The organism is Pseudomonas sp. 7P_10.2_Bac1, assembly GCF_025465935.1.
Taxonomy (GTDB): domain Bacteria; phylum Pseudomonadota; class Gammaproteobacteria; order Pseudomonadales; family Pseudomonadaceae; genus Aquipseudomonas.
On record NZ_JANLNV010000094.1, the window covers coordinates 79609 to 96931 of the forward strand.

Below are 17323 nucleotides of genomic sequence, written 5' to 3' on the forward strand. Positions count from 1 at the left end.
TTGTGGTGCAAACAACTCGGTATGCCTGCTCCCGCAGATGGGGGCTCTAGTCAGTCAAGGCGAACCATCATGCGTCTATGGAAGCTGAATTGGATGCAAAATTATTGGGTTGCTGCGAAGAAGAGGAAAGAGTGCGAGAGAGTGGCCGGGGAGCCTGAGAACGTGGGGGGAATCTGGAGCGGGTAGAGGGAATCGAACCCTCAACTAAAGCTTGGGAAGCTTTCGTTTTACCACTAAACTATACCCGCTCAAAGCGGCTAACTTTGTACCAGAACTTGGCCCTGATGAGAAGTTTTTATTCTTCAAAAGCGCATGTTCAGGCGTTTTTAAAACTCTTTTCTTGTTTTTGCCGGCGTTACAGCGCCATTGATGTGTGCTGTGCGGGGCTTGTAGGGAGAGGCGCTGGCGAGGTCAGGAAGTCGAGCAAGGCAATCTTGCTGATGTGGCTGGCCTGTTTGTGTTCCATGTCCAGAAAGTGCCCGGTGTTTTCCAAACAAACAAATTGGCTGTCGCGGATCGCGCAGGCGAATTGCCGTGCGTCGCTGGCTGCGGTGTATTCGTCCCACTCGCCGTTGATGAACAGTACCGGTATATCGATGCGTTGGGTGGCCTTGAGGTAGCACTCGGGGTCGCCGGTCAGTACTTGGTCAATATGGAAGTGCATCTGCGCGTACTCGTGTTCGGCCAGGGTGCTGACGTGCCGATAGTTGAAGCGCTTGAAGAGTGAGGGCAGGTGTTTGCCCAAGGTGTCGTTGACCAGGTTGCCGACCTGGGGGCGGTTGCGGTCTGCCAGGCATCGGCGGCCGCGCTCCAGGTAGTTGCGCATGGGCGGATTGATGAGCGGAGAAAAAGAGCTGATGACGGCTTTTTTGATGCGCTGCGGTGAACCCGCCAAGGCGGTCAATGCAGCGGTCCCACCCCACGAAAATGACAGCACATATTGCGCGTCAAAATGCGCAACCAATTCCAGCAGCACCTGGGCTTCCAGTTCTTTTGTCAGAAATTTCTGGTGCTGGTTGTGGGGTTTTGACTGACCTGCATAGGGCTGATCGTAAAGGACGACATTGAGGTGCGGATGAAGGTTTTTGACGGTTTGAGCGAACGATGCCGTGGTGGCCATCGAGCCGTTGACCAGAATGATGGTGTTTTGCGCGGTATCAGAGCGATAGAACTCGGTGTGAATTCGATATTGCCCCTGAAGGTCGAGCACAGCGATTTCGGGCTTCATCATGGCGTCTGACTCCAGTGAATCGAGCGTCTGTCAGACTGATAATGCGCTGTGATTGTGACAAGCAGGCGTGGCCTTTAAACCGCTGGTCCGGGCTTGAAACAGGCAACTTCCCGGGCTGTCAGCGCGCGGTATTCACCGGGGGCGAGTTGGCTGTCCAGCAGCAATGGACCAATGCGTTCACGGTGCAGGCGTACGACCTTATTGTCGAAGTAGCCAAACATGCGTTTAACCTGGTGATAGCGGCCTTCCACAATGCTTAAACGCGCCGAGCGTGGGCCGAGCAGTTCAAGCGTGGCGGGCAGGGTGGTCAGGTCCTCGTAGGCGAAGTACACGCCCTGTTCGAACCGGGTGATGTAGTCGTCCGTGATTTCTTGTTCAGTCTCGACGTAGTACACCTTGGGCAGCTTGGTCTGTGGTTGCGTCAGGTGGCGAGACCAGTGGCCATCATTGGTGATGAGCATCAAGCCACTGGTGTTGAAGTCCAGTCGACCGGCGATATGCAGGTCGTGTTTGTCAGCCTCGTCGAGCAGATCCAGCACCGTCGGGTGCTCCGGGTCCTGAGTGGCGCTGACGCAGCCGGGCGGCTTGTGCAGCATGAAGTAGCGTGCAGGCTTGCCGGCCTGCAACAGCTGGTCATCCACTTCAACCCGGCTGAATTCTCGAACGTCATGGTGCGGGTCAGACACGGTCTGGCCATCCACCCGCACACGTCTTTCAATCAGCAACAGGCGTGCCTGCTGGCGGTTGAACTGGGGATGGTTGCTCAGAAAACGGTCTACGCGCATAACGAATAATCACAGGAAGTACAGGCGTGCATCTTACGCGAGGTGTTCAGGGGGCGCTGGAGGCAATTGGCTGAGCACATCGGCGCAGCGCGGGCACAGGCAGGCGCTGTTGCGTTGTTCGAGGGGCAAGGCCTGGAGGATCTCAGGCGCAATGCTGATGCTGTAACACCAGCAGGGCTGATGCTCGGTTTGCGCACTGGCCAGGGAGCAGTCATTGCGTGCACCACAGGCAGGGCAGAGGTCGGGGGCTGTCATGTCGGGATGTCCGTGGGGTCGCTGGCGTCGGGGCCTATTGTATGCCTTGTGCAGGGCTTGTCCGCTGGTCAGGCGGTTATTTCTTCAGGGCACTGAATCTGCTTTTCGCGGTCATAGAAAGGGTCAGGCAGCCTTGCTGTCTGCCGCCGTCCAGCGCCGCTGGAGCGTGCCCTTTCGCGGTCCAGGAGGCCGCCATGTTCCGACGTCTACTCTCTATTGTTGTATTGGGTTTGGCTGTGTCTGCATGTGTTCCGTACAACTCGGGCTACAGCGTTTATCGCTCTGAGGTGTATACGGTGCCAACGCCTTATTACTACGGCGTTTACCACCCTTATTATGTTTATCCGCATCCCTACTATGTTCCGGCGCCCCACTACTGGGGGCCTTCGTATGGGTATCACTATGGCTATGGAGGAGGGTATGGCCGAGGGTGGGGAGGCCGATAAACCACTGAGTGAATAAGTGTACGAACTCCTGCAGCCCAGGCTGGCGTGCGCGTCGTCGGCCTGGGCTGCAGGATATTGATCAATTGACAATGGAGGCGCGCTTTCTTAGTGTCCGCGGCATTGTTTTTAAGGGTGTAGCCATGACGTCGGATGATCGTATAAAACTTGAGGCTGTCTGGAAGCAGGCTTTACGTGAGGAGTTCGATGAACCCTACATGGATGAGCTGCGCGAGTTTTTGCGCCAGGAGCATGCCGCAGGCAAGGAGATCTACCCGCCCGGGCCACTGATCTTCAATGCGCTGAACTCAACCCCGCTGAACAAAATCAAAGTGGTCATCCTCGGGCAAGATCCGTATCACGGACCTGGCCAGGCGCACGGTTTGTGCTTCTCCGTTCAGCCGGGTATCGCTGTGCCACCTTCGCTGGTCAATATCTATAAAGAACTCAAGCGTGATTTGAATATTGATATCGCGTCTCACGGCTGTTTGCAGTCCTGGGCAGATCAGGGCGTGTTGCTGCTCAATACGACGATGACCGTTGAGCGAGGGATTGCCGCCTCGCATGCCAAAAAAGGGTGGGAGCGTTTCACCGATCGCATTATTCAAGTGGTCAGCGAGCAGAACCCCAAACTGGTGTTTTTGCTCTGGGGCGCCCATGCGCAGAGCAAGCAAAAGTTGATCGATGCGACCAAGCACCTGGTGCTGACCTCCGTACACCCGTCGCCGCTGTCGGCTTATCGGGGTTTTATCGGCAATGGGCACTTCAGTCGGGCCAACAAGTTTCTTGAGCAGAATGGCCTGACCCCGATCGACTGGAAATTACCGCCTGTTTGATCTGGGCTCACACGCCGTTGGCACACCAGGTCATGCGCCTGGTGTGCTGAGGCGCAATGACCTGAGCCGAACTTGGATCAGACCAGGCGCAAGCGACAGTTATCGGGCGCTTCAATCACTCTGCCGACTATTGCTGCGACAGGCACAGCCCAGGTCATGCCGTTGGCTGGGTCGGTAATCACAGCGAGCGTATCGCTGCTGGCACTGACGTCCAGACGTCGTCGTTCATGAATGGTTTTTAAATCGCCATAGGCATGACTGACCAGCTTTTCCGCAAGCGCTGTGCTTAATTCAAACGTCGTGACCAAATACCGAACGGCCTTGCAAAAAAGCACCTGATCGTTACCGGGGTGCTGAGCCTGATAACGTTGCAAGAACACCAGCGCAGCTTGCTGAAGGTAGGGGGGATCTTCGATTTGCGAATAAATAAGAGTCATGCGCGGGCGCCCTCGGCAGTATTTTTTTCGGAGGGTAGCGCCGCTTGGCGCAACTCCTGATTGACACCCGGCAGGCGCACGTCCGGGTTCGGCATGCCACTGGGAGACAGCTCATGGGTCATTTCAAATTCTGCCCTGACTGACCAGCCGCAGGCTTCGGTTGTGCATTGCAAATAAGCGACGCGTAAGAAGATATGTCGACCTTCGCTGGTGCGAATACGCATTCTGCTTAAGCAATGCGGACAAACCATTTTATAGGTGCTCATGACTGACTCCAATTGAACTATTGTTGTGTGCTCGTTTGAATAAGCACGTTAATTTCAAAGAAAGATCAATCCGTTGATCATGCAGGCTGACACCATATGTCTGGGTTAGTCAGTTTTTTGATGATGAGTAATCCTTTTTAACTGTTCTTGTAAGAATGATGACTCCGGATAAGTAATCTTTTTTTCTGGTTTTCTTTATGTGTTTGTTTTTTCCTGGTTGGCTGTTTAAATAGTCTTTTATTTTGATGAGAAATGTTACATATCTATAACTAAAAAATACTCAATGCGCGTAAATTCTGCCAAAAAACACAACAATGTCAAATTGGAAAAATTCAAATTGAGTAGCAGTAAATCGATTGAAATACTTGGACGGTTGAAAAAAATAACCCGCGTTAAAACAGACTCCGGGCTTTCTGAGGTGCTGGGAGTAAGCCCGCAAACACTCAGTAGCTGGAAAGGCCGTGATCGCATTCCTTACTCGGTATGTATGGAACTTGCCAGCGCACATGGTGTCTCGCTTGACTGGCTATTTGGTGGTCTGGGTCCAATGTTATTGCAGTCGCCGGCGACGGTGGTTGAATCCGTGGGCAGGCTGTCGGAACATGAGCGAAAAATGGTATTGATGTTTCGAGCATTAAAACGCTCCGATCAACGCGTTGTGTATAAAGTGGCCGAAGAAAAACAACAGCTTTATCTGTTGCTTCGTCAAGTTGAAGAGCTGTCAGCCCGTCTTGAGTATGATGCCGCTCGCCATTAGTTTATTTGGGCCCTTTGAAACGTCGCAGGACATCGGCAATATCTACAGTGTTGACCCAAATCATGAGTTTTATGCTGATAGGTATGACCACCAGTGCGCAAATAAATGCCGTGACGCCCACGGATAAACCGTTTAAATATGGCAGGGCAACAGGGGTGAATAAATAACCGACGCAGGCGCTCAGCAGAAAGGAGCCTACGTGTTGCCAGCCTTTGAGAGACCTGCGTGTACTGGTGACCACCCACGCCCCGAGAGAGGCCCCAAATAGTGCATCACGGTCGATCATCGCGATAATCGGAAGCCCTATTTCCAGATACCGGTACAAAGCCGAACTAATCATTTCATTCGTCATGATGTCGGTACTCATGCGTGAACAAATGGAGGGCAGGCGGCTCATCCAGAGAACAGCGGCGTCCGCACTTTGCAATTTTAAAATACTGATAAAGCTCAATGGCTGCGGCGGCTTCAATAGCGCAAAGGTAGTGAGCCACCAACACGGAACAATTATTGATAGTGGGGGCGGGGACTTCTTCTAAATACCCATAACCTTGTTGCTGAACATGCTGCTGCCACACGATCAGTGCTTTATTGACGGTGGCAGTTGCTCCATGCGCTGCTGTTTTAAGTTGCCCGTCACTGATACTTGAGCTCAGGGACAGGGCCTTCCTGAGCGATGTCAAGTTAATGGGGGGCCAAAACGCATCATCGCTGGTGCGGTCTGTGAGTGAGAGAGAGGCTGTTGATAGGCTCATGATTATAGTCCTTGGCAAGCCTTTTTATTGCCCGCTAAGGCAGCAGCGGCATACCGAGCTTAAAGGCTTTGATGATGGCGGCGTGACGCGACGTGACGCCGAATTTCATTCGTACATTGGCGATATGAAAATTGATCGTTGTTTCTGATCTGTTCAGTATGAGCGCTACCTCGGCACTGGTTTTTCCTTGGGCACACCAACTGAGGACTTCATGTTCCTTTGGCGTTAAAGAGGGTATGAAATCAGGCGATGTTGACGGTGTATCCAGCGACAGAGGTCGCTTGGGAAAACTGCGCTTATTCATATGTTGCCCTTGCATTGAGGCGTGTGCCGGACCAGAAAATTATTCTTGAGGTGCTAAAAATAATCGGTCTTATAACGACTCAACAACGTGGCAAGGTTGTAGGAATGTCCATGACAGTAATGGAATTTTCCTACGTGGTTGTGTGGGTTTTAAATATTGGCTGGAAAAGGTGTTTAAGCTGATTACGCACGAGTGGGTGGTCAGCCGGTTGCCTGACGAACAGGGCGCCCGTCAGGCGTTGTACTTGGTTGCCATAAAGGCAACCGCCAGTCAGGGCGACTGGCGGTGTTTCTCGCAACCTTTAATGCCTGATTCAGGCATTGGCTGCGGTGTGACGTTTGGCGCTGCGCTTGCGCCAGATGCGCACGATAGGGAACATCAGCATCACGGCAGTCAGGCCCCAGACACTCATGGTGATCGGGCTGGCCCACAGGATTTCCAGTGCACCGTTGGAAATCGACAGCGCACGACGCAGGTTCTGTTCCATCAAGCCACCCAGGATAAAGCCCAGCAGCACCGGCGACAGTGGGAAGTCGAGCTTGCGCAGGATGTAACCGAAGATGCCGATGGCGATCATCAGGAACAAGTCAAAGGTGGTTGCGTGAACGGCATACACGCCAATCGCAGTGATGATGGCAATCACCGGCACCAGCGCCCAGTTCGGCACGGCCAGAATACGGGTGAAGATGCGGATCATCGGGATGTTGAGGATCACCAGCATGATGTTGGCGATGAACAACGAAGCGATCAGACCCCAGACGATGTCCGGCTGCTGTTCAAACAGCAATGGGCCGGGGGTGATGTTGTACAGCGACAGCGCGCCGATCATCACTGCCGTGGTGCCGGAACCCGGTACGCCGAGTGTCAGCATCGGTACCAGTGCGCCGCAAGCGGATGCGCCGATAGCGGTTTCCGGGGCTGCCAGGCCACGCGAGTCACCTTGACCGAATGTGCCTGAGGCACCGGCCAGACGTTTCTCCGTCATGTAGGCCACTGCACTGGCCAATGTTGCACCGGCACCTGGCAGCACGCCCATGATGAAGCCCAGCAAGCCGCAGCGGATGTTCACCACGAACACGGCGGAGGCTTCTTTAAAGTTGAACAGCATACGGCCAGTGGCTTTCACGGCTTCCTGGCCGCGATGGGTTTTTTCCAGCAACAGCAGAATCTCGCTGATGGAAAACAGCCCGAGCACCAACACGACAAACTGGATGCCGTCAGTCAGGTGGATGTTATCGCCAGTGAAACGGTACACACCGCTGTTGGCATCGATCCCGACGCTCGACAGAAACAGGCCGATCAGAGCGGCAATAAAGGTCTTGAGCGGTCGATCGCCAGCCATGCCGCCGAGGCAGACAATTGCGAACACCATTAGCACAAAGTATTCGGCCGGGCCGAAGGCAATCGCCCATTTGGCCAGCAGCGGAGCAAACAGCACCATGCCGCAGGTGGCAATGAATGCACCGATGAACGAGCTCCAGGCCGAGAGCGACAACGCCACGCCGGCCAGGCCTTTACGGGCCATTGGGTAGCCGTCCAGGGTTGTCATGACAGTCGATGCTTCGCCGGGGATGTTCAGCAAAATAGAGCTGATACGCCCGCCGTATTCGCAGCCCAGGTACACCGCAGCCAGCAAGATAAGCGCCGATTCAGGCGGCAGACCGAGGGCGAAGGCAATCGGGATCAGCAGGGCCACGCCGTTGATCGGGCCGAGGCCGGGGAGCAGGCCGACCACGGTGCCGATCAAGGTGCCGCACAGTGCAGTAACCAGGTTGTAAGGGCTGAGCGCGACGCCGAAGCCCTGGCCCAAATAGCTAAAAGTATCCATATCAGTTCTCCAGAACTTCGAGCAGGCCGAGCGGCAGCGGAACGTCCATCGCCTTATCAAACAGCAGATAAAGACCGACGCTCATCAGGCTGATGATCACAATGCTTGGTAACCAGCGGCCGCCATACAAGCGTGCCAGCGGGATGCCGACCAACATGGCGCTGAGGACAAAACCGAGGGTTTCGAAGGTGCCGGCGAAAATCAGCAACAGCACGACACACAGGCCGATCTTGATCAGGGTTTCACGATCCAGTTGCGGGTCGTCCTCATTGTGCACCACCGGCGATGGACGAAAGATCATGTAGATCAAGCCCAGGCTCATCAGGCCGAGCATCAATAGCGGGAAGGCGCGCGGGCCTACCGGCTCGTAGGAGAAAGACGCCTGATAAGGCCAGGCCATCGCCGCCAGGCACAGGCAGACGATGAGCAGCGCCGAGGCAAAAATGCGTTGTACGAGCATGGTTCACTCCAGGGCTGTGCCCTCATGTCCAAGGGCACAGTCAGCGATCAGCGACGGTTACTGAACGAGGCCAAATTCCTGGGCCAGGATTTTGTACTCGGCGACCTGTTTCTTCACGTAGGCGTCCAGCTCAGGACCGGTCATGGAGAAAGGGAACAGTTCGCGCTGATCACGCAAGGTGGCGAAGTCTTCGGATACCAGCAGTTTGTCGAAGGTGTCTTTCCACCAGGCATAGTCGGCATCGCTGACTTTTGGCCCCAGGTAGAAGCCGCGCACCACCGGCCAGACGATGTCGTAACCCTGCTCTTTGGCAGTCGGGATGTCTTTCATCTGCGGGTCGTCGAGACGCTCATCGGCAAACACGGCCAGCAGGCGCATGTCACCGCTCTGGATGTGCGGCATGGAGTCGGAAATGTCAGTGCTGCCTACCTGAATGTGGCCGCCCAGCAACGCCGTGGCGATTTCGCCGCCGCCTTCCAATGCCACGTAACGCAGGTCACGTGGGTTGATACCGGCTGCCTTGGCGACCAGGGCGGTCTGCATCCAGTCCTGGCTGCCGACCGTACCGCCAGAGCCGATCACCACGCTGCCCGGATCTTTTTTCAGTGCTTGTACGAGATCGTCAAGAGTCTTGTAGGGCGAGTCTTTTTTCACGGCAAGAGCGCCGTAGCTGGTCCCAACGGCAGACAGCCAGCGCACATTGCTTTCATCGAAGCGGCCAAACTTGCCTTGTGCCAGGTTCAGCAGAGAACCGCTGGACCAGGCCACCAGCGTACCGGCATCTGCCGGGCGCTGCGCGACCACAGCGTTGTACGCAACCGCGCCAACGCCGCCAGGCATGTAGGTCACACGCATTGGTTTGCTGAGCAGCTTTTCGTTCACCAGTGCGCTTTGCACCAGCTTGCAGGTTAGGTCAAAGCCGCCGCCGGGGGAGGCTGGGGCGATACATTCAGGACGTTTAGGTTCGGCCATCAGTTGGCCAGCGAATAGCATGCAGCCGGCAGCAAGAGCCAAAGAGCGCAGTGAGAAATTCATAATGTCTCCGCAGGAGTTATTGTTTTAAATGAGCAGAAAAGTGCTGTTGTCAGCCGTGGCCATCGCCAACGTTTACGCCGGGCAAGTGCCGTGCATCGTCAGCGTCATGGGTAAAGCGAGGGGCAACAGAATGTCGTTCGCAGGCCATTGAGGCCGTGAGCGAATACAGGGGAACCAGGAAGGCAAGGGGCAATAAGCTGAGGATTCAGCATACGGTGTGCTCCGTTATTGTTCTTATTTGGCGAAAACACTTCGAGGTGTTTTGCGCAGCGCGATGAATCATTTGCGCAACAGGTGTGACTGTTTGTTAGCGAATCCTAATCCGCCAACCTTTCATGAACCTTTCAGTTTTCTTTCAGTACTTTTTGGGGTTCACAGTAGGCTTTGCGTCTGTACACTCCGCGCAAACAGACCCAAGGTCTGAACAAAAATAATGAGGTAAACCCGATGCGTGTTCTTTTGGTCGAGGATCAGTTGCAGTTGGCCGAGAGTGTGGCTCAAGCCTTGAAAAGTACCGGCCTGACCGTGGATGTCCTGCACGATGGCGTGACCGCTGACCTGGCGTTGAGCAGTGAAGATTATGCGATGGCCATTCTGGATGTGGGGCTGCCGCGTATGGATGGGTTTGAGGTGCTGGCACGTTTGCGCGGGCGCGGGAAAACCCTGCCGGTGTTGATGTTGACCGCGCGCAGTGACGTCAAGGACCGCGTGCATGGGCTCAATCTGGGGGCTGATGATTACTTGGCCAAACCCTTTGAACTGACTGAACTGGAGGCTCGGGTTAAAGCCTTGCTACGTCGCAGTGTGTTGGGTGGGGAACGACAGCAGCGCTGTGGCACTTTGGTCTATGACCTTGAGACACGGCGCTTTACGCTCAAGGAGGAGTTGCTGACCCTGACCTCGCGCGAGCAAGCCGTACTGGAAGCGCTGATCGCACGGCCCGGCCGGGTCATGAGCAAGGAGCAACTGGCGGCTCAAGTGTTTGGTCTGGACGAAGAAGCGAGCCCGGACGCGATTGAAATTTACGTGCACCGCTTGCGCAAGAAACTCGATGGTCATGCGGTGGCGATCGTGACATTCCGGGGGCTGGGTTACTTGTTGGAAGGCCGTGATGTTTAAGTTCGACAGCCTGCGTTGGCGGTTGCTCTGGACCCTGACGTTACTGCTGGTGGTACTGATGCTGGCCAGCAGTTTGAGTGCCTATTTAAATGGCCGCGAAGCCGCCGATACGGCTTACGACCGAACGTTGCTGGCGTCTGCCCGTACCATCGCCGCAGGCTTGTCACAACGTGATGGCAGCTTGAGCGCCGAGGTGCCTTATGTCGCACTCGATACGTTTGCCTACGACAGCGCCGGGCGCATTTATTATCAGGTTTACGACATTCAACAGCGGTTGATTTCCGGTTATGAACATTTACCGGCGCCGCCACCCGGTACGCCGCGCACGGATGATTACCCGGCGTTGGCACGCTTTTATAACGCCGAGTACCGGGGGCAGACGGTTCGCGTGGTGAGCTTGCTCAAGGCCGTGAGCGAGCCAAATATGAATGGCATGGCCGAGATTCGTGTAGCCGAGACCGACGAGGCACGCGTGGCCATGGCTCGCAGTCTTATGGCCGACACCGTGTTGCGTTTGGGGATGTTGGGATTGGGGGCGTTATTGGTCGTCTGGTTTACCGTGAGTGCCGCATTGCGGCCGTTGGAACGTTTGCGCACCGCCGTTGAAGAGCGTGAGCCGGATGATCTACGGCCGTTGCCGCTGGTGCCGGTGCAACGCGAACTAAGGCCCTTGGTGCAAACCTTGAACCACTTTACCGAGCGTCTGCGCTGGCAGTTTGAGCGCCAGGCGCAGTTTATTGCCGACGCGGCCCATGAATTACGCACGCCGCTGGCAGTGCTTAAGGCCCGACTTGAGCTGGGCCTGCGCACGCAAGATCCACAAGCTTTGCGTCATACGTTGGAACAAACGGTTAAAGACACCGACCGGCTGACGCATCTGGCGAACCAGCTCCTGTCGCTGGCGCGCATCGAAAACGGGGCTCGGGCGATTGCGGAAGGCGGAGCGCAATTGCTCGATCTCAGCCAACTGGCCCGTGAGCTGGGCATGGCCATGGCGCCCTTGGCGCACTCTCGAGGTGTGGCTCTGGCGCTGGAAGCCGATCAACCGGTGTGGCTGCGCGGAGAGCCGACGTTGCTCAATGAGCTTTTGAGCAACTTGATCGACAACGCACTGGCGCATACCTGTGCGGGGGGCAACGTGGTCTTGCGGGTGTCCTTGCCAGCGGTGCTGGAGGTTGAGGACGACGGCCCGGGGATTCCGTACGAAGACCGGGAGCGAGTATTCGAGCGATTCTATCGGCGCAACCAGCAAGTGGCAGGCACCGGCTTGGGGTTGGCGATTGTTGGCGAAATTTGCCGCGCGCATCTGGCGCACATCAGCTTGCATGACGGCGCCGAATGCGGCTTGAAGGTGCGGGTCAGCTTTGTACCCGCAAGTGACAATCGCTCGATGTAGCATGAGGGCTGCGCTTTGATGGCGCTGCAGCAGGTCGCGATCTTTGCGGTTAAGGGTTAACCGATCGCAGCTTTCGAGCCTTGGCAGCGCCTATCGAAAATCCTGCGACGCCATTACATGAACAGTCCACGAGCGTCGTTCAGTTCTTGTTGAAACTTCTCGCTGTCAGCATCAAGCCCCAGCCGTTTGAAGGCGTGCAATTGATTAAGTTGCTGGCTGAGCGTCGGCCCATCGCGCTGCTCGCAAAACAGTGTCGCGATTTGTACCAGATCGATGTAGTCGATGGCCTTGGATTGGCGGGCAAAGTCCTGATATTGACTGGGAAGCTTGAGCAGCATTTCCGGAAACTCCCAGACCTTGAGCAATTTATCGCCAATCACGGGGTGAATCCGCTCGATCACGTGGTTGAGGGACACCGGATCCGAGAGCAACTCGTTGTGATCTTCGGCGTAGGTCAGGATCGGTAGCACGCCAATTTGGTGAACTAACCCGCCCAGTGCGGCCTGGTCGGGCTTTAGCGAGGTGTAGCGACGGCACAAGGAATAGCAAACACCGGCCACTTCCAGGCTTTGTCGCCAGACGTCGCGCATTTTGCTTTCGACGACAGGCGAGCGGGCGTGGAAGATCTGTTCCATGACCAAACCGATGGCCAGGTTACTGCTGTAATTGACCCCCAGCCGGGTGATAGCCGTGTGCAAGTCGGTCACTTCGTACAACGCGCGTAAAAGCGGGCTGTTGACGACTTTAATCAGCCGAGCTGCCAGCGCGGTATCGCGAGCGATGACTTTGCTGAGATTGCTGACGCTGATTTCCGGGTTTTCCGCTGCCTTGCGAATGTTTAACGCCACTTCCGGTAGCGTGGGCAACACCAGGTCATCTCGAACGATGGCCTTTACCAAGTCCATTTGGACTTTGCTCGCCAGCATGCTCATTTCTATTCTCTAGAATTAACGCTGTATCTCACGATCACGGTCTAGCTGATAGGGCAGATCAAGCAGCGAAAGCTTGGGCCCCTGTAAGTCACCCACATGGAGCTCCCCGGCCTCGACCGCTTCAGCTGTCAGGACAGCCAGCAGTTCAATGCAGTCCTGGGTGTGTGCGGCAATCACAACTTCACCCACTGCACTGGTATGAGTCGGTGAAAACAGAGGGGTTCCCGGCTCTGGCTGCACGTGGCCTGCCTCAAGCGACAGGCGGTATAGGCGGCGTTTGAGCTTGCCGAGATATTGCATGCGCGCCACGATTTCCTGCCCGGTGTAGCAACCTTTTTTGAAACTCACACCGCCCACGGCTTGCAGGTTGAGCATTTGCGGGATGAACAGCTCGTATGTCTGCGGCATGACTTGGCCAATGCCGGCACGGATCTGGCCGAGTATCCACTGGTTGATATCAGCTTGCGGCAGCAGCGCCTGCAGTTGCTGGTGCAGGGTGTCGGCCTGTTCAGCCGGTGCCCACAGTTCGGCTCGGCCTTCGGAGACGCGAATTGCGATAAGCCCGTTGGCCCGCGCTACGCTGTCGGGGTCGGCCGGCAGGTCGAGGCCCAGGCTTTGCAGCGCCGCGTCACCCTGGTTCAAGCCAAAACGTACCCAGTTGTGGCTGTCATCGGTCAGTTTCGACTTGGAAAACACCGCGTACTTTTTCAAGTCGGCCAGCTGTGGCTCGACCAGCTCACGCGCCATGGCCAGATAACAGCCCTGAGGTTCGAGGAGGATACGAAAGCTAGACTGCATCCGGCCTTTCTGTGTGCAGCGCGCACCCAGGCTCGAGCGCGTTTCGCTCAGGTAATTGAGGTTGCAGGTCAATTGTCCCTGCAGGAACTTGCTGGCGTCGTTGCCAATAACGGCAAGAACGCCTTCGTGAGACAAGGTGCAGAAAAAAGCAGAGTCGGCCATGAGTCATCGCAGGTTGTAAAGTCTGGGACACATCATAGAGGGGTGACCTGTAAATGGGTAGTTCGCAGAGGAACCGCGCAACCGACCAAAGCCGACTGTTCTATGCCTGATCGGTCTGTATACTTGCGCTCTATTTGAGGAGCGCTCCATGGTCGAAGATGTTGAACTCAATCGTCTCTACTGGCACAGCCGCCGCGGCATGCTAGAGCTGGACGTACTGTTGGTGCCGTTCGTCAAGGAGGTCTACCCGCACCTCAATGACGTTGATCGCGAAGTCTATCGCAAGCTGCTCGAGTGCGAAGACCAGGACATGTTCGGCTGGTTCATGGAGCGCGCCGAGTCTGAAGACCCGGAGCTGCAGCGCATGGTCCGTATGATTCTGGACCGTGTCCAGCCCAAGTGATTTTTTCGAATGCCGCTGGCAGGCCTCCGGGCAATTGCTGGCGGCGTACCTTGCAGCCCAATCGCTGGCGCTGATCTCAATCTGCCTTCTGTCGATACCCGTGTGGGCGTGCCTGCTGGGGCTGTTGCTGTGCCTGGCACATGGTGCCTGGGTGGTGCCGCGGCATATTCGCCTCACCCATGCGAGTGCCTTTACCGGTTTTCGCCGTACCCCTGAGGGCTGGCAGTTATGGAACCGTGCCAAGGGCTGGCAGGCGGTGCAGTTGCACCGCGACAGCCTGGCATTGCCACTGATGGTGTTGTTGCGATTCAGGTTGCCGGGTGAGCGACGGATCAGGGCGGTGTGCATCCCGCGTGACGCGCTTGCGCCGGATCAGCACCGGCGCTTGCGCGTGCGACTCAAGTTCAGTCGGCGTAGGTGGCTGGCACCAGAATAGTGTCCAGCGCTTCAGGCAGCATGTCGGGGTAGTCGAGGGTGTAGTGCAAGCCCCGCGACTCCTTTCTCGCCATCGCGCTGCGGATCATCAGTTCGGCCACTTGCGCCAGGTTGCGCAATTCAATCAGGTCGCGGCTGACTTTGTAGTTACTGTAGAACTCGTCGATTTCATCCAGCAGCAACCGCACGCGGTGTTCGGCGCGTTGCAGGCGCTTGTTGGTGCGCACGATGCCGACGTAGTCCCACATGAAACGCCGCAATTCATCCCAGTTGTGGGCGATGATCACGTCCTCGTCCGAGTCGGTCACCTGGCTGGCGTCCCAGCTTGGCAGGGCGTCTGGAATGTTGATGTGTTCCAGTTGCGTGAGAATGTCGGCAGCGGCCGAGCGGGCATATACGAAACATTCCAGCAATGAGTTGCTGGCCATGCGATTGGCTCCGTGCAAGCCGGTAAAACTGGTTTCGCCAATGGCATACAGGCCGGGGACGTCGGTGCGGCCATGGCCATCGACCATGACTCCGCCGCAGGTGTAGTGCGCCGCTGGAACCACCGGAATCGCCTGCTTGGTGATGTCGATGGAGAACTCCAGGCAGCGTTCATAGACTGTCGGGAAATGGGTCTTGATGAACGTGTCGGACTCATGGCTGATGTCCAGGTACACGCAGTCGATGCCCAGGCGTTTCATTTCGTGGTCGATGGCGCGGGCCACGATGTCTCGCGGGGCCAGTTCGCCACGCGGGTCGAAACGATGCATGAAGCGCTCGCCATTCGGCAGCTTGAGGTGTGCGCCTTCGCCGCGCAGAGCTTCGGTGATAAGGAAGCTCTTGGCTTGTGGGTGATACAGGCAGGTGGGGTGAAACTGGTTGAACTCCAGATTCGCGACCCGACAGCCAGAACGCCAGGCCATGGCAATGCCGTCACCGCATGCGCCATCGGGGTTACTGGTGTAGAGATACACTTTGGCCGCGCCGCCCGAAGCCAGAATGGTGAAGCGCGATCCATAGGTGTCGACTTCTCCGCTGGCACGGTTAAGCACGTAGGCGCCGAGGCAGCGATCGCCTTCCAGGCCCAGGCGACGTTCGGTAATCAGATCAACGGCAACCCGTTGTTCGAGCAATTCGATATTGGGGCGCTGGCGGGCTTGTTCGAGCAACGTCTTGAAAATGGCCGCCCCGGTGGCATCGGCGGCGTGAATGATGCGGCGATGGCTGTGGCCGCCCTCGCGGGTGAGGTGAAATTCAAAACCGGGGTGTTCTGGGTCGGCAGGCTCGTCGCGGGTGAAGGGAACGCCTTGATCGATGAGCCACTGAATGGCTTCGCGGCTGTGCTCGACGGTGAAGCGCACGGCGTCTTCATGGCACAGGCCGCCTCCGGCATTGAGCGTGTCTTCGACGTGGGACTGTACGGTGTCGGTGTCGTCCAGCACGGCGGCCACACCACCTTGTGCCCAGAACGTCGACCCGTTGGCCAGATCGCCCTTGCTCAAAACGGCAATGCGCAGATGGCTGGGCAGCGTCAGCGCCAGGCTCAAACCGGCAGCACCGCTGCCAATCACCAGCACATCGTGTTGAAAATGTTGGCTCATTCTTCTTATGTCCGCAAAAAAAGCGCCCTCTAGTATATAGAGGGGGGGATCGGCACAATAGCCGGGCCTTTGTGGCATCGGGAAATTACAGCGGGCGAGAAGTGTGCCTCAGACTTGAACGATCTGCATGCCGATTTGCACAATAAATCGGTAAATCAGGGGCTGCGCTCAACGCGCAAGCAAGGCAAGATCCGTATTGAGTAATGCGGTGGGCACCAAAGCTGAAGCCGATTTCGGAACTTTTCGTGCGACTTTGGGTTCAATAGTGGGTTGCCCATCATAAAGAGGCGTCGCGTCAATTCTAAGCGTGGGTTGATTTTGCGACCTCCGCAGGTGAGTTTGACGACAAGATTATCGACGCAGCCGGCCAGGCCCGAGCTGCGTTTTCGTGCGTGCCAAATCCGAGTGCGCAGGAAACTTGCCAGGGGGGAGAGAACTTTTGCGTAAAGCCCGAGTCTATGTTTGCAAGCCTGATCAATTAGCAAAGCACTCTTCCTCCCGGTCTTATGAGGAGTATTCATGCTAACCCAGGAAGAGGATCAGCAGCTGGTCGAGCGCGTACAGCGCGGCGACAAGCGTGCATTCGATCTGCTAGTGCTGAAATACCAGCACAAAATTCTCGGGTTGATCGTGCGGTTTGTGCACGACACCCATGAAGCCCAGGATGTGGCGCAAGAAGCCTTTATCAAGGCTTACCGAGCACTTGGCAATTTTCGCGGAGACAGCGCCTTTTATACGTGGCTGTACCGTATCGCCATTAACACGGCGAAAAACTATCTGGTGTCACGCGGTCGTCGTCCGCCCGATAGTGATGTGAGTTCTGAAGATGCTGAGTTTTACGATGGTGACCACGGTCTGAAAGATCTGGAATCGCCGGAGCGTTCTTTGCTTCGCGACGAGATCGAAGGCACGGTTCACCGCACCATTCAGCTACTGCCAGAAGATTTACGTACAGCCTTAACTTTACGTGAGTTTGATGGTCTGAGTTACGAAGATATTGCGAGCGTCATGCAATGTCCGGTAGGCACCGTGCGCTCCCGGATCTTCCGGGCTCGGGAAGCCATCGATAAAGCCCTGCAGCCGTTGTTGCAGGAAAACTGAGA

General features: G+C 56.3%; 22 protein-coding genes and 1 tRNA gene. 8 read left to right on the top strand and 15 right to left on the bottom strand.

Annotated elements, in window-relative coordinates; genetic code table 11:
* Window positions 1-174: 174 nt before the first annotated feature.
* From NTD86_RS23505 to NTD86_RS23520, 4 genes are all read right to left on the bottom strand, one after another.
* Window positions 175-248, bottom strand: a tRNA-Gly gene (locus NTD86_RS23505).
* A gap of 107 nt (window positions 249-355) precedes the next feature.
* Window positions 356-1228 (bottom strand): alpha/beta fold hydrolase, encoded by an 873-nt coding sequence (locus NTD86_RS23510; protein WP_262205912.1) that lies wholly within the window; start codon window positions 1226-1228, stop codon window positions 356-358.
* A 77-nt stretch (window positions 1229-1305) separates the two neighbouring features.
* On the bottom strand, window positions 1306-2016 hold the full coding sequence (locus tag NTD86_RS23515) for a pseudouridine synthase (protein ID WP_262205780.1): 711 nt from the start codon (window positions 2014-2016) through the stop codon (window positions 1306-1308).
* A gap of 33 nt (window positions 2017-2049) precedes the next feature.
* On the bottom strand, window positions 2050-2271 hold the full coding sequence (locus tag NTD86_RS23520; protein WP_262205781.1) for a cysteine-rich CWC family protein: 222 nt from the start codon (window positions 2269-2271) through the stop codon (window positions 2050-2052).
* A gap of 586 nt (window positions 2272-2857) precedes the next feature.
* On the opposite strand from NTD86_RS23520, the gene ung reads away from it, so the two are divergent.
* Window positions 2858-3550, top strand: a complete 693-nt coding sequence (ung, locus tag NTD86_RS23530) for a uracil-DNA glycosylase (RefSeq protein WP_262205783.1) — start codon at window positions 2858-2860, stop codon at window positions 3548-3550.
* A 77-nt stretch (window positions 3551-3627) separates the two neighbouring features.
* Here ung and NTD86_RS23535 read toward each other — a convergent pair whose 3' ends face one another.
* Both NTD86_RS23535 and NTD86_RS23540 read right to left on the bottom strand, forming a co-directional pair.
* Window positions 3628-3987, bottom strand: a complete 360-nt coding sequence (locus NTD86_RS23535; RefSeq protein ID WP_262205784.1) for a hypothetical protein — start codon at window positions 3985-3987, stop codon at window positions 3628-3630.
* On the bottom strand, window positions 3984-4253 hold the full coding sequence (locus NTD86_RS23540) for an ogr/Delta-like zinc finger family protein (RefSeq protein ID WP_262205785.1): 270 nt from the start codon (window positions 4251-4253) through the stop codon (window positions 3984-3986). The genes NTD86_RS23535 and NTD86_RS23540 overlap by 4 nt, the downstream gene beginning before the upstream one ends.
* A 283-nt stretch (window positions 4254-4536) precedes the next feature.
* On the opposite strand from NTD86_RS23540, the gene NTD86_RS23545 reads away from it, so the two are divergent.
* Window positions 4537-5010 (top strand): helix-turn-helix domain containing protein, encoded by a 474-nt coding sequence (locus tag NTD86_RS23545; protein WP_262205786.1) that lies wholly within the window; start codon window positions 4537-4539, stop codon window positions 5008-5010.
* Window position 5011: 1 nt separating this feature from the next.
* Here NTD86_RS23545 and NTD86_RS23550 read toward each other — a convergent pair whose 3' ends face one another.
* The 6 genes from NTD86_RS23550 to NTD86_RS23575 form a co-directional block, all read right to left on the bottom strand.
* A complete protein-coding gene (locus NTD86_RS23550; protein WP_262205787.1) occupies window positions 5012-5362 on the bottom strand; it encodes a putative holin in 351 nt (116 codons plus the stop codon).
* Complete coding sequence (locus NTD86_RS23555) at window positions 5352-5762, bottom strand: head completion/stabilization protein (RefSeq protein WP_262205788.1); 411 nt, start codon at window positions 5760-5762, stop codon at window positions 5352-5354. The genes NTD86_RS23550 and NTD86_RS23555 overlap by 11 nt, the downstream gene beginning before the upstream one ends.
* Before the next feature lie 34 nt (window positions 5763-5796).
* The gene (locus NTD86_RS23560) at window positions 5797-6066 is read right to left on the bottom strand and encodes a helix-turn-helix domain-containing protein (RefSeq protein WP_262205789.1); all 270 of its coding nucleotides are present in this window, start codon (window positions 6064-6066) and stop codon (window positions 5797-5799) included.
* A gap of 313 nt (window positions 6067-6379) precedes the next feature.
* Window positions 6380-7894, bottom strand: coding sequence for a tripartite tricarboxylate transporter permease (locus NTD86_RS23565; RefSeq protein ID WP_262205790.1), 1515 nt, complete (start codon window positions 7892-7894; stop codon window positions 6380-6382).
* A 1-nt stretch (window position 7895) separates the two neighbouring features.
* Window positions 7896-8354, bottom strand: a complete 459-nt coding sequence (locus NTD86_RS23570) for a tripartite tricarboxylate transporter TctB family protein (protein ID WP_262205791.1) — start codon at window positions 8352-8354, stop codon at window positions 7896-7898.
* Between the two features lie 57 nt (window positions 8355-8411).
* Window positions 8412-9389, bottom strand: a complete 978-nt coding sequence (locus NTD86_RS23575) for a Bug family tripartite tricarboxylate transporter substrate binding protein (RefSeq protein ID WP_262205792.1) — start codon at window positions 9387-9389, stop codon at window positions 8412-8414.
* A 28-nt stretch (window positions 9390-9417) separates the two neighbouring features.
* Between NTD86_RS23575 and NTD86_RS23580 the strand changes: the two genes are divergently transcribed.
* The 3 genes from NTD86_RS23580 to NTD86_RS23590 all read left to right on the top strand — a co-directional run bounded on the left by NTD86_RS23580 (window position 9418) and on the right by NTD86_RS23590 (window position 11904).
* Window positions 9418-9540: a hypothetical protein gene (locus NTD86_RS23580; protein WP_262205793.1), complete on the top strand. Its 123-nt coding sequence runs from the start codon at window positions 9418-9420 to the stop codon at window positions 9538-9540.
* Between the two features lie 296 nt (window positions 9541-9836).
* Window positions 9837-10508, top strand: coding sequence for a response regulator (locus NTD86_RS23585; RefSeq protein ID WP_262205794.1), 672 nt, complete (start codon window positions 9837-9839; stop codon window positions 10506-10508).
* Window positions 10501-11904 carry a sensor histidine kinase gene (locus NTD86_RS23590; protein ID WP_262205795.1) on the top strand — a complete coding sequence of 468 codons (1404 nt, stop codon included), beginning with the start codon at window positions 10501-10503 and terminating at the stop codon, window positions 11902-11904. Before NTD86_RS23585 ends, NTD86_RS23590 begins: the two co-directional genes overlap by 8 nt.
* Before the next feature lie 113 nt (window positions 11905-12017).
* Here NTD86_RS23590 and NTD86_RS23595 read toward each other — a convergent pair whose 3' ends face one another.
* Both NTD86_RS23595 and NTD86_RS23600 read right to left on the bottom strand, forming a co-directional pair.
* Window positions 12018-12836: an HDOD domain-containing protein gene (locus NTD86_RS23595; RefSeq protein ID WP_262205796.1), complete on the bottom strand. Its 819-nt coding sequence runs from the start codon at window positions 12834-12836 to the stop codon at window positions 12018-12020.
* A gap of 15 nt (window positions 12837-12851) precedes the next feature.
* Window positions 12852-13796, bottom strand: coding sequence for a YgfZ/GcvT domain-containing protein (locus tag NTD86_RS23600; protein ID WP_262205797.1), 945 nt, complete (start codon window positions 13794-13796; stop codon window positions 12852-12854).
* 148 nt (window positions 13797-13944) lie between these two features.
* On the opposite strand from NTD86_RS23600, the gene NTD86_RS23605 reads away from it, so the two are divergent.
* Window positions 13945-14199: a succinate dehydrogenase assembly factor 2 gene (locus NTD86_RS23605; RefSeq protein ID WP_262205798.1), complete on the top strand. Its 255-nt coding sequence runs from the start codon at window positions 13945-13947 to the stop codon at window positions 14197-14199.
* A complete protein-coding gene (locus tag NTD86_RS23610; RefSeq protein WP_262205799.1) occupies window positions 14183-14635 on the top strand; it encodes a protein YgfX in 453 nt (150 codons plus the stop codon). The genes NTD86_RS23605 and NTD86_RS23610 overlap by 17 nt, the downstream gene beginning before the upstream one ends.
* Here NTD86_RS23610 and nadB read toward each other — a convergent pair.
* Entirely contained in the window at window positions 14604-16220 is a 1617-nt protein-coding gene (gene nadB / locus NTD86_RS23615) for an L-aspartate oxidase (RefSeq protein ID WP_262205800.1), read from the bottom strand. The two genes, NTD86_RS23610 and nadB, sit on opposite strands and share 32 nt — an antisense overlap.
* A 519-nt stretch (window positions 16221-16739) precedes the next feature.
* Between nadB and rpoE the strand changes: the two genes are divergently transcribed.
* Entirely contained in the window at window positions 16740-17321 is a 582-nt protein-coding gene (rpoE, locus tag NTD86_RS23620; protein WP_048367992.1) for an RNA polymerase sigma factor RpoE, read from the top strand.
* The last annotated feature ends 2 nt before the right edge of the window (window positions 17322-17323 follow it).

Coding starts and splice junctions, on each gene's coding strand:
- NTD86_RS23510 (WP_262205912.1), bottom strand. CDS start 1,228: ATGAAGCCCGAAATCGCTGTGCTCGACCTTCAGGGGCAATATCGAATT.
- NTD86_RS23515 (WP_262205780.1), bottom strand. CDS start 2,016: ATGCGCGTAGACCGTTTTCTGAGCAACCATCCCCAGTTCAACCGCCAG.
- NTD86_RS23520 (WP_262205781.1), bottom strand. CDS start 2,271: ATGACAGCCCCCGACCTCTGCCCTGCCTGTGGTGCACGCAATGACTGC.
- ung (WP_262205783.1), top strand. CDS start 2,858: ATGACGTCGGATGATCGTATAAAACTTGAGGCTGTCTGGAAGCAGGCT.
- NTD86_RS23535 (WP_262205784.1), bottom strand. CDS start 3,987: ATGACTCTTATTTATTCGCAAATCGAAGATCCCCCCTACCTTCAGCAA.
- NTD86_RS23540 (WP_262205785.1), bottom strand. CDS start 4,253: ATGAGCACCTATAAAATGGTTTGTCCGCATTGCTTAAGCAGAATGCGT.
- NTD86_RS23545 (WP_262205786.1), top strand. CDS start 4,537: ATGCGCGTAAATTCTGCCAAAAAACACAACAATGTCAAATTGGAAAAA.
- NTD86_RS23550 (WP_262205787.1), bottom strand. CDS start 5,362: ATGACGAATGAAATGATTAGTTCGGCTTTGTACCGGTATCTGGAAATA.
- NTD86_RS23555 (WP_262205788.1), bottom strand. CDS start 5,762: ATGAGCCTATCAACAGCCTCTCTCTCACTCACAGACCGCACCAGCGAT.
- NTD86_RS23560 (WP_262205789.1), bottom strand. CDS start 6,066: ATGAATAAGCGCAGTTTTCCCAAGCGACCTCTGTCGCTGGATACACCG.
- NTD86_RS23565 (WP_262205790.1), bottom strand. CDS start 7,894: ATGGATACTTTTAGCTATTTGGGCCAGGGCTTCGGCGTCGCGCTCAGC.
- NTD86_RS23570 (WP_262205791.1), bottom strand. CDS start 8,354: ATGCTCGTACAACGCATTTTTGCCTCGGCGCTGCTCATCGTCTGCCTG.
- NTD86_RS23575 (WP_262205792.1), bottom strand. CDS start 9,389: ATGAATTTCTCACTGCGCTCTTTGGCTCTTGCTGCCGGCTGCATGCTA.
- NTD86_RS23580 (WP_262205793.1), top strand. CDS start 9,418: ATGAGCAGAAAAGTGCTGTTGTCAGCCGTGGCCATCGCCAACGTTTAC.
- NTD86_RS23585 (WP_262205794.1), top strand. CDS start 9,837: ATGCGTGTTCTTTTGGTCGAGGATCAGTTGCAGTTGGCCGAGAGTGTG.
- NTD86_RS23590 (WP_262205795.1), top strand. CDS start 10,501: ATGTTTAAGTTCGACAGCCTGCGTTGGCGGTTGCTCTGGACCCTGACG.
- NTD86_RS23595 (WP_262205796.1), bottom strand. CDS start 12,836: ATGAGCATGCTGGCGAGCAAAGTCCAAATGGACTTGGTAAAGGCCATC.
- NTD86_RS23600 (WP_262205797.1), bottom strand. CDS start 13,796: ATGGCCGACTCTGCTTTTTTCTGCACCTTGTCTCACGAAGGCGTTCTT.
- NTD86_RS23605 (WP_262205798.1), top strand. CDS start 13,945: ATGGTCGAAGATGTTGAACTCAATCGTCTCTACTGGCACAGCCGCCGC.
- nadB (WP_262205800.1), bottom strand. CDS start 16,220: ATGAGCCAACATTTTCAACACGATGTGCTGGTGATTGGCAGCGGTGCT.
- rpoE (WP_048367992.1), top strand. CDS start 16,740: ATGCTAACCCAGGAAGAGGATCAGCAGCTGGTCGAGCGCGTACAGCGC.